Origin of the sequence: Mycobacterium asiaticum, from assembly GCF_001673315.1 — a bacterium.
Lineage (GTDB): Bacteria > Actinomycetota > Actinomycetes > Mycobacteriales > Mycobacteriaceae > Mycobacterium > Mycobacterium asiaticum_B.
The window spans coordinates 25,619-40,014 of record NZ_LZLQ01000126.1 but is presented as its reverse complement, the minus strand read 5'-3'; the positions used below and the strand labels follow the sequence as shown (position 1 = coordinate 40,014).

At 66.8% G+C, this 14,396-nt stretch carries 10 protein-coding genes and 1 pseudogene; 5 read left to right on the top strand and 6 right to left on the bottom strand.

All coding sequences use genetic code 11. The annotated features are described in order from the left end of the window. Window positions 1–1,035, top strand: a pseudogene (locus A5636_RS26650) (PPE family protein); the annotation flags it as partial. Window positions 1,036–1,159: 124 nt separating this feature from the next. Continuing rightward, window positions 1,160–2,542 carry an HNH endonuclease signature motif containing protein gene (locus tag A5636_RS20470; RefSeq protein ID WP_437339849.1) on the top strand — a complete coding sequence of 461 codons (1,383 nt, stop codon included), beginning with the start codon at window positions 1,160–1,162 and terminating at the stop codon, window positions 2,540–2,542. Window positions 2,543–2,597: 55 nt separating this feature from the next. On the opposite strand, the gene A5636_RS20465 is transcribed toward A5636_RS20470, so the two are convergent. The 4 genes from A5636_RS20465 to A5636_RS20450 form a co-directional block, all read right to left on the bottom strand. Further along, the gene (locus A5636_RS20465) at window positions 2,598–4,082 is read right to left on the bottom strand and encodes a lipase maturation factor family protein (RefSeq protein WP_065160459.1); all 1,485 of its coding nucleotides are present in this window, start codon (window positions 4,080–4,082) and stop codon (window positions 2,598–2,600) included. A gap of 104 nt (window positions 4,083–4,186) precedes the next feature. Further along, window positions 4,187–8,410 (bottom strand): alpha-(1->3)-arabinofuranosyltransferase, encoded by a 4,224-nt coding sequence (locus A5636_RS20460; RefSeq protein ID WP_155763921.1) that lies wholly within the window; start codon window positions 8,408–8,410, stop codon window positions 4,187–4,189. Between the two features lie 40 nt (window positions 8,411–8,450). Further along, window positions 8,451–8,624, bottom strand: a complete 174-nt coding sequence (locus tag A5636_RS20455) for a DUF2613 domain-containing protein (RefSeq protein ID WP_065160458.1) — start codon at window positions 8,622–8,624, stop codon at window positions 8,451–8,453. A 127-nt stretch (window positions 8,625–8,751) separates the two neighbouring features. Further along, window positions 8,752–8,934 carry a DUF2613 domain-containing protein gene (locus A5636_RS20450; RefSeq protein ID WP_065160457.1) on the bottom strand — a complete coding sequence of 61 codons (183 nt, stop codon included), beginning with the start codon at window positions 8,932–8,934 and terminating at the stop codon, window positions 8,752–8,754. A gap of 56 nt (window positions 8,935–8,990) precedes the next feature. Between A5636_RS20450 and A5636_RS20445 the strand changes: the two genes are divergently transcribed. The 3 genes from A5636_RS20445 to A5636_RS20435 are packed head-to-tail and all read left to right on the top strand — an operon-like array spanning window position 8,991 to window position 12,066. Next, window positions 8,991–10,169 (top strand): glycoside hydrolase family 3 N-terminal domain-containing protein, encoded by a 1,179-nt coding sequence (locus A5636_RS20445; RefSeq protein WP_065160456.1) that lies wholly within the window; start codon window positions 8,991–8,993, stop codon window positions 10,167–10,169. Between the two features lie 49 nt (window positions 10,170–10,218). Then, a complete protein-coding gene (locus A5636_RS20440; protein WP_065160455.1) occupies window positions 10,219–10,815 on the top strand; it encodes a TetR/AcrR family transcriptional regulator in 597 nt (198 codons plus the stop codon). 9 nt (window positions 10,816–10,824) lie between these two features. Continuing rightward, a complete protein-coding gene (locus tag A5636_RS20435; protein ID WP_065160454.1) occupies window positions 10,825–12,066 on the top strand; it encodes a chloride channel protein in 1,242 nt (413 codons plus the stop codon). Here the strand turns inward: A5636_RS20435 and A5636_RS20430 are convergent. Next, entirely contained in the window at window positions 12,061–12,903 is an 843-nt protein-coding gene (locus A5636_RS20430; RefSeq protein WP_065160453.1) for a MaoC/PaaZ C-terminal domain-containing protein, read from the bottom strand. The two genes, A5636_RS20435 and A5636_RS20430, sit on opposite strands and share 6 nt — an antisense overlap. A 21-nt stretch (window positions 12,904–12,924) precedes the next feature. After that, a complete protein-coding gene (locus tag A5636_RS20425) occupies window positions 12,925–14,289 on the bottom strand; it encodes a 3-oxoacyl-ACP reductase (protein ID WP_065160452.1) in 1,365 nt (454 codons plus the stop codon). Window positions 14,290–14,396: the final 107 nt, after the last annotated feature.

The window sequence follows — 14,396 nt, the reverse complement described above, 5'->3', positions numbered from 1 at the left end:
GCCAACAGCAGCGCCGGCGGCGGCAACTGCTGCGTGCCGGTGACCGGCATCGGCGCGGGCGGCGGAGGCGGAGGTAACGGATTCCAGTTACCGACGCCGCAGGAGATCTGGGAGATGATCTTCGGTCCCGATGGCACACAGATCCCCGGTCAGGGCCAACCCAATTGGAACCCACTGCAGTATCTGCAGAACCTGCCCAACTTCATCAATGGCAACCAGCAGGCCCTGTCATATTTGGAAGCCAATCTCCCGCAATTCCTGACCAACCCAGCGAACTTCCCGGGTCTGGTCACGTATTTCATTGCGTGGCAGACCTATCGAGTTGTCAACTGGACGTTGCGGACGTTGCGCTTTCTCGTCCAGATGGCACCGCTCCTGCTGCCCGCGTTCCTCAACCTGGCGACCGTGAATCTGGGCGGACTGGCCGGCTTGGCCGGATTGGCGCAGCCGCCCGCCCCGGTAGTGCCGCCCGCGCCGATGCCGGTCACCGGCACGCAGCAGTTGCCGCCGCCGGCGCTGCTGTTGGCCGCCCCGGCGCTGGCGCCTGCACCCGCACCCTTGCCGACTCCGTCGACGGCGCCAACGGTACCGGCACCTGCCACGCCGGCGGGCCCACCCATCCCGGCGACGGGCGCCGAAGGTTTCAGCTATCTGGTGGGGGGCCCCGGTCCGGGTGTCGGTTGGGGGATGGGTGCTCGCATCGCCGCTACAGACACAGCCTCCGAAACCGCAGCGGCGCCTGGGGTATTGGCTGCCCATCGAGACGCAGTGCGCTCGGTTCGACGTCAACGGGCCGGCCTCGGCCGCGGATACCGTTATGAATTCCTGGATTCGGACGGCGATGCCAGTGAAGACGAGTTCACGTCGCCGCGTTATGCGCCATCTGAAAAAGGCGCTGGAGCAATGGGATTCGCCGGGACTTCAAGTTCCGTTGCGGCGCGACCGACTGGCTTGACCACCTTGGCCGGCGACGAGTTCGGCGGTGGTCCCGGACTGCCCTTGCTGCCGGAGACCTGGCGGCCAGATGCGCACTGACGCAACACATTAAACGATGGCTACGGCGGGCTTGGTGCCCGAGACGTGACAGTCTAGTCGCGCGCCGGCGTACCAAACTTGTCGGTAGCTGTTCGTAGAATTTGAGGCATGGGTGCGAGTAGTCGTGAGGAGATTGACGAGGTCTTCAATGCATTTCAATGCACTCGATGCTGAGGTTGATCGGTTCTGTGCGTTGACGTTCGACGCGTTCACCACCCGGGAGCGGTTGCGGGCGTTGGAGCGGTTGGAACAGGTGAGCCGCCGCCTACGCAGCCCGCAGCACACCCTGATCAACGAGGTCGACGCCCAAGCCAGCGCTGAAGAGTTGGGTGGGACGCTGCGGGGTGCGTTGGCGGACCGGTTACGGATCACCAAAGCCGAAGCCGGCCGCCGCATCGCCGACGCCCAAGACCTCGGGCCGCGCCGCGCCTTGACCGGACAGCCCTTGGCGCCGGTGCTGACCGCCACGGCGCAGGCTCAGCGGGAGGGCTTGATCGGCGACGGGCACATCAAAGTCATCCGCGACTTCTTCGACCACCTGCCCGCCACGGTGGACGTGTTCACCCGCGAAGCCGCCGAAGCCGACCTGGCCGCCAAAGCCTGCCAATACCGGCCCGATCAGGTCGCCACATACGCCCGCCACCTGATGGACCTGCTGCACCCCGACGGGGACTTCTCCGATCAAGAGCGCGCCCGCAAACGCGGCCTGACCCTGGGCGCCCAGGACGCCGATGGCATGTCCCGCCTGACGGGTGTGATCACTCCCGAGTTACGCGCACTGCTGGAGGCTGTCTGGGCCAAACTCGCCGCCCCCGGCATGTGCAACCCCGACGATGAGGCTCCACGAGTCGATGGCGAACCCGACGAACAGACCGCGCGCCGTGATACCCGCAGCACCAGCCAGCGCCACCACGACGCCCTGGTGGCCGGGATCCGCGCGCTGTTCGCCTCCGGCGACCTGGGTCAACACCGTGGCCTACCCGTGTCGGTCATCGTCACCACTAGTCTCAAGGATCTGCAAGTCGGCACCGGCAAAGCCCGCACCAGCGGCGACACCCTGCTCCCCATGAACGATGTGATCCGCATGGCCAGCCACGCCCACCACTACCTGGCGATCTTCGACGGCGCCAAACCCCTGGCGCTCTACCACACCAAACGCTTGGCCTCCCCGGCCCAACGGATCATGCTGGCCGCCATGCACCGCGGCTGCACCAAACCCGGCTGCGACGCCCCGGCCTACCGCAGCGAAGTCCACCACGTCACCGGCTGGACCACCACCGCCCGCACCGACATCACCGACCTCACCCTGGCCTGCGGCCCCCACAACAGACTCGCCGAAACCGGCTGGACCACCCGCACCACCAGCGGCCACCAAACCGAATGGCTACCACCACCCCACCTCGACCACGGCCAACCCCGAGTCAACACGTTTCATCATCCGGAGAAACTCTTCGCCGACGGAGACGACGAAGACGACCACCAAGACGACGACAACAACGGGACCTGACCGCGGCCGGACATGATTCACCGCTGGGCGTCACACTCCACTAACCCGCCGCGCGTCAATCTCCCGAATCCGCTTGCCTGCCTGGCTTCACAGGCTTCGGCAGGGAGATCGGTGGCACATAACTACCGATCAGCGTTCGATGCCACCACGCATGATCGCGCCGCAGTTCTGCCGGTGTGGTGAAGCGATACTCGTACAACTGGGCCCGCACCTGCTGCGGCGGAACATCCGGGAAAGGATTGTGCCGCAACAGCCGCAGCGTCGCCGGGTCATTGCGCAACAGCCGGTGCAGGAATGGCGTCATCCAGCCCAGCGCATATCCGGGTGAGATGGCCGCGAACCACATCAGCCAATCCAGGCGCAGATGGTACGGAGCCCACTGCCGCGGCATCCTGCGCAGCCCGGTCGGCTTTCCCTTGAACTCGTACTCCTTCCACTCCGTCTGTCCGGTCACCTCCGTCTGTCCGGTCACCTCCGTCTGTCCGGTCACCGAAGCCGCGCCGCTGCCTTCGATCACCACCTCGCGGCGGGTGCGGCAGATGCTGCCGAATGCGCCGTAGGTGTTGCCCAAATGAAAACTGTTGAACGAAGCATTCATCCGCTGCTGAGCAGACATCATGTTGCGTGCTGGCCAGAAGCTCAGGAACACCATCACCGCTGCGAACGCGACCACCACACCGACAAACCACGGCGACGGCGACCCGGCCCTCGGTACGGTCATACCCAACCAGGACTGATCAACGGCACTGAACGCCAACAGGATTGTCACCCAATTGAGCCAAGCGAAGTTCCCCGACAACACCAACCACAACTGCGTGACGATGATGATGGCCGCGGCTATCCCTGCCACCGGCTGGGGCGCGAACAGTCCGAACGGCACCACCAGTTGCGCAAAGTGATTGCCTGCCACCTCGACCCGGTGCAACGGCTTGGGCAGGTGATGGAAGAACCAACTCAGCGGTCCCGGCATCGGCTGCGTTTCATGGTGATAGTTCAAACAGGTCAAGTCGCGCCAGCAGCGATCGCCCCGGATCTTGATCAGACCGGCGCCGAACTCGACCCGGAACAGGAGCCAGCGCGCCAACCACAAGGTCAGCACGGGCGGCGCGACCCTCGCATTGCCGAGGAAGATCATCAGGAACCCTGCCTCTAAAAGCAAGGATTCCCAGCCGAATCCGTACCACGTCTGGCCCACATTGACGATCGACAAGTAGAGAACCCACAGCAGTAGCCAGATCAGCATGGCACTCCACAGCGGCATCACGTCGGCCGCACCCGCGACCACGGCCGCCGATACGGCGGCACCGAACCAGGAGACACCGGCGAACATCCGATCGGAGTAGTGCAGATGAAATATGCTGGGCGACCGCCAGAATGACCGACCCGCGAGGAAACGCGGCACCGGCAGCATGCCCCGTTCTCCGATCAGGGCGCGGAACTGGCGCGCGGCCGCCACGAACGCAAGTACGTAGATGAACGCCACGCCCCGCTCGAGCACAAGTCGGCCGAGCCAGTATTCGGGTGCTGAAAACCATGCCATGGCCGTTAACTCCTCAGCATTCAGTCAACCAGTTGGGAGAAAAACAGCCAACCTGTCAGCAGTACCCGGTTGGCGGCCAACAGCCTCGTCAACCGCCCGTCGTCTCAGACAGCATCATGGGTGCCATCCACAACCTCAGGTCCCTCGCCACCCAGCCGCGCCGCACCCCCGAACCGGATCACCGAAGCGCCTACCGCGGCAACCGAAATCAGTGCCAGCAGTTGAACACTCGCGGAATGTCCGGCGTATCCGTCCACTGAGCGCCACGGATGCCGTGACAGCACGGCGCCGGCCAGGATGAGACCCCCTGCGCTGAACCCGATTGTCAGCCGCTCCAACAGACGCTCGCGGTCTCGCAGCGCGTACCGCACACCCACCGCCGTCCCGGTGACCAGGAAACCGGGTACACCCGCGATCAATGCCCCGGCCCCCAACAGCGACACCGCCGCCCACGGCCCCGGTGTCCACGGAACGGACGCGGGATCGTCGTCGGCCACCGGTCGCCGCCGCCAGAACGCCAGCAGCACCAACAGCGGCAGCAGGCACAGTCCGACAGCCAGGCCGGCCCGGTACACCGCGTTGGACGCAAAGGTGAGCGTGATGGTGCCGGGATCCCCGGCCGGCACCACGAAACCCTGCTGCCAGCCGTTCACCGCCACCGGCGTCAACCGAGCGCCGTCACGGCTGCGGGCCACCCAGCCGGGGTTGATGCTTTCCGGTATCACCAACACGCGTGAGGTCGGCGAAGACGATGCCCGGACCTCGCGCCGGTCCGGTCCCCACCCGCCGATGTCCGCGGAAGCCATTGCGGCACTGGTTAACTCCGCTGCCCCGGACAGCTGTACCCCGTCCACGACGAACGCGGCACCTGGGCTGATCAACAACTCTTGCTGTCCGGCGGGCAAAGTGATGGGGTCGGGTTCGCACGGTGTTGCTGCGATCGGTCCACCGTCCAGCAGCGCCCCCGCCGTGGTCCGGATCGAGGTGTGGACGAACCGGCCCGCCACCGCGACGACCGGTCCGTGCTCGCAGTCGACCGTGACCTCCCGGCTGCGATTGCGGGCGGCGTCGGCAGCAGCGATCGGCTTGCCGTCGGCGCCCAGCGCAACGATCTCGGTTAGACCGGGCGGCTTGAGTTGGTCGAAGCCCAGCGCGTTGCGGTCGATGATGTCTTGCCAGTCGAGCAGGCTCACCGTGACGGTGTCGGTCACGCGAGGATGTAGTGACAGCGTCTGCGCTTCAGCGTTGGGCGTCACGGACCGCACCTGGGGCCCGTCACCCAGGTCCACCCCCACCACCGTCGGATGCGCGGGCAGTGTCGAGCGGCTGGGCGTCAGTCGCAGCCCGGCGACCTCGGTGGCCCGCGGCAGCGTGAGCGTGATCGTCGGCGGATCCTTGTGTTGCACCACCCGCTGCGGCGCCGTCCACGCCGTCGCGGGGTCACCGTCGGTAGCCGCGAAAGCCGAGCCGAGAATCTCGACCAGATCCGCATCGCCGCGAGCCCGCGCACTGCCCGGCTCGACGATCAGGTCGGCGAGCTTGGGGCCTTGCCTCGGCCGCACCCAGACCGTCGGAGTCACCGACATCTCGTTCGGCACGGTCAGTGTCCGGCTCAGGTTGACGGGCTCTTCCGGTGCCAGGGCCATTGAGGCGGCGCAGCGCATGTTGTTCGGTCCCGGCGCGCAGCCGGGGCGGCCCAGCAACTCGGCGCCCAGATCCCAGCGCGCGATCGCCGCACCCGGCGGCGGACCTGGCACCGACACGGTGTGCCGCAGTTGCACCGGGTGGGCGAACCCGGACGCGTCGTACTGGGTGATGGCCAGGTCGGTGATGCCGAATTGCACCCCAGCCGAGCCGTCGTCGGTGGCCGCCGCGGTAATCCGCACCCACGGTGTCTCGCCGTACGGCAGCGCGGCGCTGAGCGGCTCGCCGGCCTCGTCGAACCGCAACGTGGTGCTGCCGTTGGCGGTTTCGATCAGTATCCGGCGGATCTGGGCGCCGACGGCCGTCGCGCTGGGAGTCAGCGTGAGGACGGCGTTGGTCACCGGATGGTCGAAGTCCACCTGCAGCCACTGCCCGACAGCGGCCTGCAGCGCGTTGGACACCCATGCGGTGGCCGGGTCACCATCGATTGCCGCGGCGGCCGCGGTGGCCGGTGCGACGTCGGGCAGTGCGGTGGAGTCCGATGATGCGCTCGAGACCGTGACGCGACCGCCGGTCCAGCCGCCGTACACGGTGTCGGCGCCGGGGACGGGATAGTCCGCCACCCGGTTGTAGGTGTGTCGGGCGTCGCCGGGCGCCCGGATCGCCGATGAGTGCAGATCCACCCGCCCGTAGTCAGTTTCGCGGGCCAGCGGGGTGTCGGTGACGGTCACCAGCGGCGTCGGTAAACCGGCGGCAGCCGCATCCTGAGTCATCAGCACCGGACCCAGGGGCGGTTGGTTTGACAACCGTCGCCGTTCGTCGAGACGCAGCAGCGCCTCGGGTCCGCCGTCCACGCGTGGCAGTCGATCGGTATCGGCGAAGTAGGGTGCTCCCGGGTTCTCCGCCGCACCGACCCGATAGATCTGCACGGCCGGGTACCGCGGGCGCAGTCCACTGTCGTTGACGAAGCCCTCCAGCGAGCCCGGGCCCACCGGCTCGCCGAACTCGGCCACCTGGGTCAGTCCGGGGGACCCCGCAATCGTCCGGTGCGCCAGAATCGGCCGCGCTGACCGTGATGTCTCGGGATCCAGGTCGTTACGCAGCACCAAAAATGAAATGCCCTGACGTGCAAGGGTATCGGCCAGACCGGCGGACGGTTGTCCGGCCGCGAACAGGCGTTGCACCGAGTCCATCGCGCGGATGGTTTGCGGCGGGGTAAGGGGAATGGAGTCGCGCACGCCCCACGCGCTGCTGCCCAGCACCTGCAGGGGCTCGTCGTGGCTGGTGCCCCACACCTGTGTGGCGAAGGGCGCGCCGGGCACCACCAAGACCCGTCCGTTCTGGTGCTGGTCCAACCAGTCGGCAGCCTCGTGCCAATAGTCGGGTATCGCGCGGAACGTGCCCGGCGGGGTAAGCCGTGCGGTCCATGCCAGCGACGTGCTCACCGTCAGTGCTACGAGTGCGACGATTCCGACGGCCATCCGACTGTCCCGCTCTGGATGCGCAAGCGCGTTGCGCCACACCGACTTCGGCGCGCTACCCGGTAGCGGAAGCCGGCCCAGCAGATGCGCGAACCCGAGGACCAGTGGTATCCGAATCACCGGTCCGAGTTTGTGTACGTTGCGCAGCGGAGTGCCGGCTGCGTCCAGGAACGCCTGCACCTGGTGGGCCAGGGGCGAGCCCAGCCCGCCGCTGTATCCGACGGCCAGCAACACCACCCCGACCAGCAGCATGGTCACCAGCCGGCCGCGGGCCGGCATCCCGGCGCTGGCCAGGCCGGCCAATCCCGCCGCCGCCACCAGGCAGGTGCCCAGAATCGCCACCGTCCCGGTGACCAGCGGAGCGCCCGCGGTGGCATTGGGCGCGACGAACGGCGTCCAACTGTCGGTGCCGCGCAGCAGCTCCACCAGCGAGGACCATCGCGTCGTCACGCCGGAGGATTCGATGAAGTCCAGGAACGGCGGACTCACCCCCCGCAGCTGGCTGAGCGCCACCACCCACCACAGCACCGCGATGGCGCCGGCCAGCAGCAGCCATCCGGCATATCGCCGCCAGCGTCGATTCGGCCGATGACACGCCAGCCAGATGACCGCGGGCAGGCAACCGGCGATCGTTGCGATGGCGTTGACCGCGCCCATCAGCGCCACCGCCAGCCCGGCTTGGCCGGCCAGCACCCGTACAGAACGGCCCGACGTGCCGCGCAAGGCGAGGATCGTCGGCAGCAGCACCCATGGCGCCAGCATCATCGGCAGTGTCTCCGACGAAATTGACCCGAGCGTGGTCAGTACCCGCGGCGACAGCGCGAACGCGACCGCCCCGAGCACCCGTGACGACGGGCTGCCGATGCCCAGCGCTTCGGCCACCCGCAGCAGCCCCCAGAACCCGACAGTGAGCAGCACCGCCCACCACAGGCGCTGGGTGATCCAGCCGGGCAGCCCGAGCAGATGCCCGATCAGGAAGAACGTGCCGTGCGGAAACAGATACCCGTAGGCCTGGTTCTGCGACTGGCCGAATGGCAGTTCGCTGTTCCACAGATTGGTTGCGCGGGACAGGAATCGCAGCGGGTTGGCGGTGAGGTCCAGTTTGGTGTCTGGGGACACCTGCCCCGGCGCCTGGAGGAACGTCAAGATCAGCGAAACAGCACCGACCAGTACCAACCAGCGGCGCGAGAGGGGGGTTACCAACAAATGCACGGCACGTCCGGCGGTCCGGACCGGCGTCTGACTAGCTACGGTTGCCGTACTCGACCCGGTTGAGCACCGACGACCCCGGATCGCCCCCGGGCAGCGGCGGCCTGGTGTCCTGTTGAACCATCAGGGTGATCCCGAAGATCGCGGCCGCGCCGAGCAATAAGCCGACGACGACACTCGCGGCAGCGGGCGCGACGATCCGGTTCATAGTCAGCCAACCTAGCAGAACGACGGCACCTGGCTTGAGTGCATGCGTGGCCGGGCGGGGATGAGCAACCTAGCAGAACGACGGCACCTGGCTTGAGTGCATGCGTGGCCGGGCGGAGATGAGCAACCTAGCAGCCTAGGCAGCGGTCGCCGTACTGCACCACAGTGGAGACCACCGGCGCCGGTGCCTTGCGTACGGACGGCGAGCTTTCGCTTTCCTGGGCCATCAGCGTCACGCCGACGGTCGCGGCGGCGCCCAACGACAGGCCGGCGACGACGCTGAATGCGGCCGCCAGCGAAAACCCGGGCATATCAGGGATTTGCCCCCCGGACCGCGCGGTGAAACCCCCCGTGACAGCATGTCCGGATGGCTTTCCCCCGCACCCTGGCCGTCCTTGCCGTCGCATCAGCGCTGGTGGCGGGCTGCCACGGCGGCACCAAACCGGGCCCCTCGACCACCACTACCCCCAGCTCGTCGACCGCTATCTCCACCCCGGCCGCCGCCCCGGGCCCGCGAGTGTGTGCCGACCCGCCCGCCGTCCCCGCAGCCATCCCGAACCTGCGCGACAAGCTGGCCCAGCTGTTGATGGTCGGCGTAAAGAATGCCGCCGACGCCAAGGCCGTCGTCAACGATTTCCACGTCGGCGGCATCATCATCGACAGCGACACCGACCTGACCATGCTCCCCGGCCCGCTTGCTGAGATCGCCAACGCCGCGATACCGCTGCCACTCGCGGTGGGTGTCGACGAAGAGGGCGGCCGGGTGTCCCGGTTGCGGACGTTGCTGGGCGGCCGAGGCCCGACGGCCAAGGAGATGGGTCAGACGATGACCTCCCAGCAGGTGCACGATCTGGTGGCTGAGCGGGGCCGCAAGATGAAGGACCTGGGCATCACCATCGACTTCGCGCCGGTAGTCGACGTGACCGACGCCCCAGACGACACCGTCATCGGTGACCGCTCGTTCGGGCCGGATCCCGCCAAAGTGACCGAGTGGGCCGGCGCCTACGCGCAGGGCCTGCGTGATGCCGGCGTGCTGCCGGTGCTCAAGCACTTTCCCGGGCACGGCCACGGCTCCGGCGATTCCCACACCGGTGGCGTGACCACGCCGACGTTGTCTGAACTGGTCGGCAACGACCTGGTGCCCTATCGCACGCTGCTGAGAGCGGCACCGGTTGCCGTGATGATCGGTCACCTGCAGGTGCCCGGGTTGACCGGCACCGAACCTGCCAGTCTGAGCCCGGAGGCAGTCAAGTTGCTGCGCGAGGGAACCGGTTACGGCGGTCCGCCGTTCGACGGCCCGGTGTTCAGCGACGACCTGTCCAGCATGGCCGCGATCTCCGACCGGTTCGGTGTGACGGAGGCGGTGTTGAAGACACTGCAGGCCGGCTCCGACGTTGCGTTGTGGATCACCACCAAGGAAGTGCCTGCGGTGCTGGATCGCTTGGAGCAGGCGGTTAACGCTGGGGACTTGTCGGTGCAGCGGGTCGACGAATCGCTGGTGCGGGTCGCGGCCATGAAGCGCGTCAATGCCACGTGTGGCCGCTAGTCCTTTCCTACCTTAGAGTCAGATAGGCGGGCTAAGGAGGTGGGTGACGATGGCAGGCGGCACCAAACGGCTACCGCGTGCAGTCCGCGAGCAGCAGATGCTCGACGCGGCCGTACAAATGTTCTCGGTCAACGGGTATCACGAGACTTCCATGGACACCATCGCCGCACAGGCGCAGATCTCCAAACCCATGCTCTATCTCTACTACGGCTCCAAGGAAGACCTGTTCGGCGCGTGCCTTAACCGTGAGATGGCCCGGTTCATCGACGGGGTGCGTATCGGCATCGACTTCCGTCAGAGCCCAAAAGACATGCTACGCAACACCATCGGGGCATTCCTGCGTTACATCGACGAAAACCGGGCGTCCTGGATCGTGATGTACACCCAGGCCACCAGCTCACAGACGTTCGCCCACACGGTTCGTGAAGGCCGCGAGCAGATCATCGAATTGGTGGCTCGATTGGTGCAGGCGGGCACCCGCAGTCCACGGTCTGACGCCGAAATCGAGATCATGGCAGTGGCTTTGGTGGGTGCGGGTGAGGCTGTGGCCACCCGACTTTCCGTCGGCGACATCGAAGTCGACGCGGCAGCCGAGATGATGATCGACCTGTTCTGGGCGGGGCTGCGGGGCCTGCCGGGTCGCTAGGCGCAATCGATGTCGGCGGGCGTGCGGCGCAACCTCGACTTCTTCTGTGCCGTGGTCATTGTCGGCCTGTTGGCCGGAATCGCCGGGTTGTGCACCACGCTGGTGCTGCGCTTCGTCGAACACCTGACGTATCACTACACTTTCGGCTCGCTGTTGGCCGGGATCGCCGGCAGCAGCCCAATCCGGCGCGCGGTGGCTCCTGCCTTGGGCGCCGCACTGGCCGGGTTCGGTTGGTGGTTGCTGCGGCGCAGGAATGATGTGCCGTCGCTGGGCGCAACCATCGCCCGCCGGGAGCGGATACCGCGTGTGCCGTGGAGCATTGACGCCCTGCTGCAGATTGTGTTGGTCGGTTCCGGCGCATCGTTGGGCCGGGAAGGCGCACCCCGCCAATTCGCCGCTGTGTTAGCGGATTTCAGCACCGGATGGCTCAAACGACTATCTGCGGCTGAGCGGGAGGTGCTGCTGGCCGCAGCGGCCGGTGCCGGGTTGGGTGCGGTCTACGCGGTTCCCCTGGCCGGTGCCCTGTTCACCCTGCGCATCCTGCTGAACACCTGGCAACCCCGTGCGGTTGGGGCGGCGTTGATCACGTCCAGCCTGGCCGTTGCCGTCGGTTCGGCCGTCACGCACGACCGGCCCGTACTCGACTGGCCGAGTGCAGAATCGACGTATTCGCTGACTGCGCACGGCTTGATCCTGGCACCGCTGGCCTGCGCGGTCGGTATGGCGTTCAACCGCGTCATCGACGCGGCGCGGCCGCGTCACATGATTCGCAGCTGGCTGTTGATCCCCGCGCTGGCCGCTGCTGGGCTGGTGACCGGGATCTGTGCGCACTGGTGGCCCGAACTGCCCGGTAACGGCAAGAGCATCCTTGCGGTCAGTCTTGCCAGTGGGATGACGCTGTCGGCGGCGGCGGCCATCCTGGTGTTGAAGCCGCTTCTCACCGCACTGTTTCTGCGTACCGGGGGAGCGGGCGGGCTGCTCACGCCGTCATTGGCCACCGGTGCGGCGGCGGGATCGCTACTGGTGCTGGCGATTAACGCGGCCGCGGGTACGCACCTGCACGTTCCGACGGTCTCGTTGGCCGGTGCCGCCGGGGTCCTCGCTGTCACCCAGGGCTCACCGATATGGGCCGGGCTGTTCGTGTGGGAGCTGGCTCGGCCGCCGATCTGGTTGCTCGTGGTCTTCCTGGTGACCGCTACCGCGGCGCACGCAATGAACACCTGGGTGAAACGTCGCGGGTCGCGCCTATAAGTTCCGGAGGGTGCCGGTCAAGTGCGGATAACCCTTGGAGATGTGGCGCAGCGCGATATCCCAGCCGTCACCGACCTCCTCGACATAAAGGCCCGCGGTGGCGGGCAGCACCACCGGCTTGCCGAACCGCACCGAATACCGCACGGCATCGGGCAATCTGCCTTCGATGTTGGCCAATACCGCAGCAGCACTGAACATTCCGTGGGCGATTACGGTCGGGAAGCCGAACAACTTGGCAGCGACCGAATTGGTGTGGATCGGATTGTGGTCACCGCCGACACTCGCGTAACGGCGGATCTGGCCGGGACTGATACGCAGGATGGTGCTGGGCGGCGGCAGTTTCGGCTGCTTCTGCGGTGGCGGTTTGGGTTCGTCGGACAGGCTGGTGCGCTGCTGGTGCAGGAATGTGGTGACCTGATGCCAGGCCAGGTCATTGCCCACGTTGACGTCGGTCACGATGTCGGCCAGCAGTCCCTTGCGGTGCTCACGCAGATTCTCCGCATGCACCTGCACGTTCACGGTGTCGGTGACGCCGATCGGTCGGTGCTGGGTGATGTGATTCTCCATGTGGATGGAACCCATTGCGGCAAAAGGAAAGTCAAAGCCCGTCACCAGCGACATCACTGAGGGGAACGTCAGCGCGAACGGATAGGTCAGCGGGACATGGTTGCCGAATTGCAGCCCGGTGACGGCGGCGTAGGCGGCCACGTTGGATTGGTCGATAGCCAGTTCCTCGACGGTCACCGTGCGCTTGGGCAGTTGGTCGTTACGCGGCACCACGGGCATTGCCCCAGCAGCCGCGCGCAGCAGGTTTTTCAGGCCGCTCGGTTGGTTCACTGCTTCCCTCTCAGTTGATGACTAAGCGCCCAGCATCGCCTGACCGCACACGCGGACGGTGTTGCCGGTCACGGCGTTCGACGCCGGATTGGCGAAGTAGGCAATGGTTTCGGCGACATCGACGGGCTGGCCGCCCTGGTACAACGAGTTGAGCCGTCGGGCCACCTCACGGGTGGCCAACGGGATCGCGGCGGTCATCTCCGTCTCGATGAATCCCGGTGCGACGGCGTTGATCGTGATGTCTTTTTCGGCCAGTACGGGTGCCAGTGCCTGGGTGAGCCCGATCATGCCGGCCTTGGTGGTGGCGTAATTCGTCTGGCCGCGGTTGCCGGCGATACCGGCCATCGAGGACAGGCCGATCACGCGGCCCCCTTCGCCGAGGGTGCCGTTCTCCACCAATCCCTCGGTAAGCCGTTGCGGGGCAAGCAAATTGACTGCCTGGACAGCGTTCCAGCGGGCGTCGTCCATATTGGCCAGCAGCTTGTCGCGGGTGATGCCGGCATTGTTGACCAGGACGTCGGCCCGTCCACCGTGGTGGTCGCGCAGGTGCTCGGTGATCTTGTCGACCGCATCGTCAGCGGTGACGTCGAGCCACAACGGCGTGCCGCCGACGCTGCTGGCGGTTTCGGCCAGTGCTTCCTCCGCGGACTCGACGTCGATCGCCACCACGCGGGCGCCGTCGCGGGCGAACACCTCGGCGATGGTCTTACCGATGCCTCGCGCGGCACCGGTGACGATGGCCACCTTGCCGTCCAGCGGGCGGTCCCAGTCGGCCGGTGGGGCGGCGTCCTCCGCCCCGACGTAGAAGACCTGGCCGTCCACGTAGGCGGACTTACCCGACAGGATGAACCGCGCGGTCGATTCCAGCCCGGTTGCCGCCGGCTTGGCGTCCGGAGCCAGGTACACCAGGTTCACTGTGGTGCCGTTGCGCACTTCCTTGGCCAGCGACCGGGTGAAGCCTTCCAGCGCGCGCTGTGCGATCCGCTCGTCGGTGCTGCCGGCGGCCTCCGGCGTGGTACCGACCACCAGCACGCGCGCGTTGTGCTTGAGGTTGCGCAGCAGCGGGGTGAAGAACTCGTGCAACGCCTTGAGGCCATCGGGTGTGGTGATCCCGGTGGCATCGAACACCAGCCCGCCGAACGAGTCGGCCCAACGGCCACCCAGGTTGTTGCCCACCAGGTCGTAGTCGGCGTCCAAGGCCGCCCGCAGCGGCTCCACCACGCGGCCCTCCCCGCCGATCAGCAACGATCCAGGCAGTGGCGGTTCATCGGGACTGTAGCGGCGCAGCGGCTCGGGCTGAGGAACGCCGAGTTGCTTGGCCAGGAACGAGCCGGGGCCGGAGTTGACAACCTGCGTGAACAGATCGGACGAGCGCTTGGGGGCCACTGGTGCTGCCTTCCATGTCGAGCGGGCCGGGTATAGGACCGTATCCGGGGTCGAACTTACTTCAGAGTAAGAACAGTGGGTAGTATTGCCGATAACGCGGGTACCCC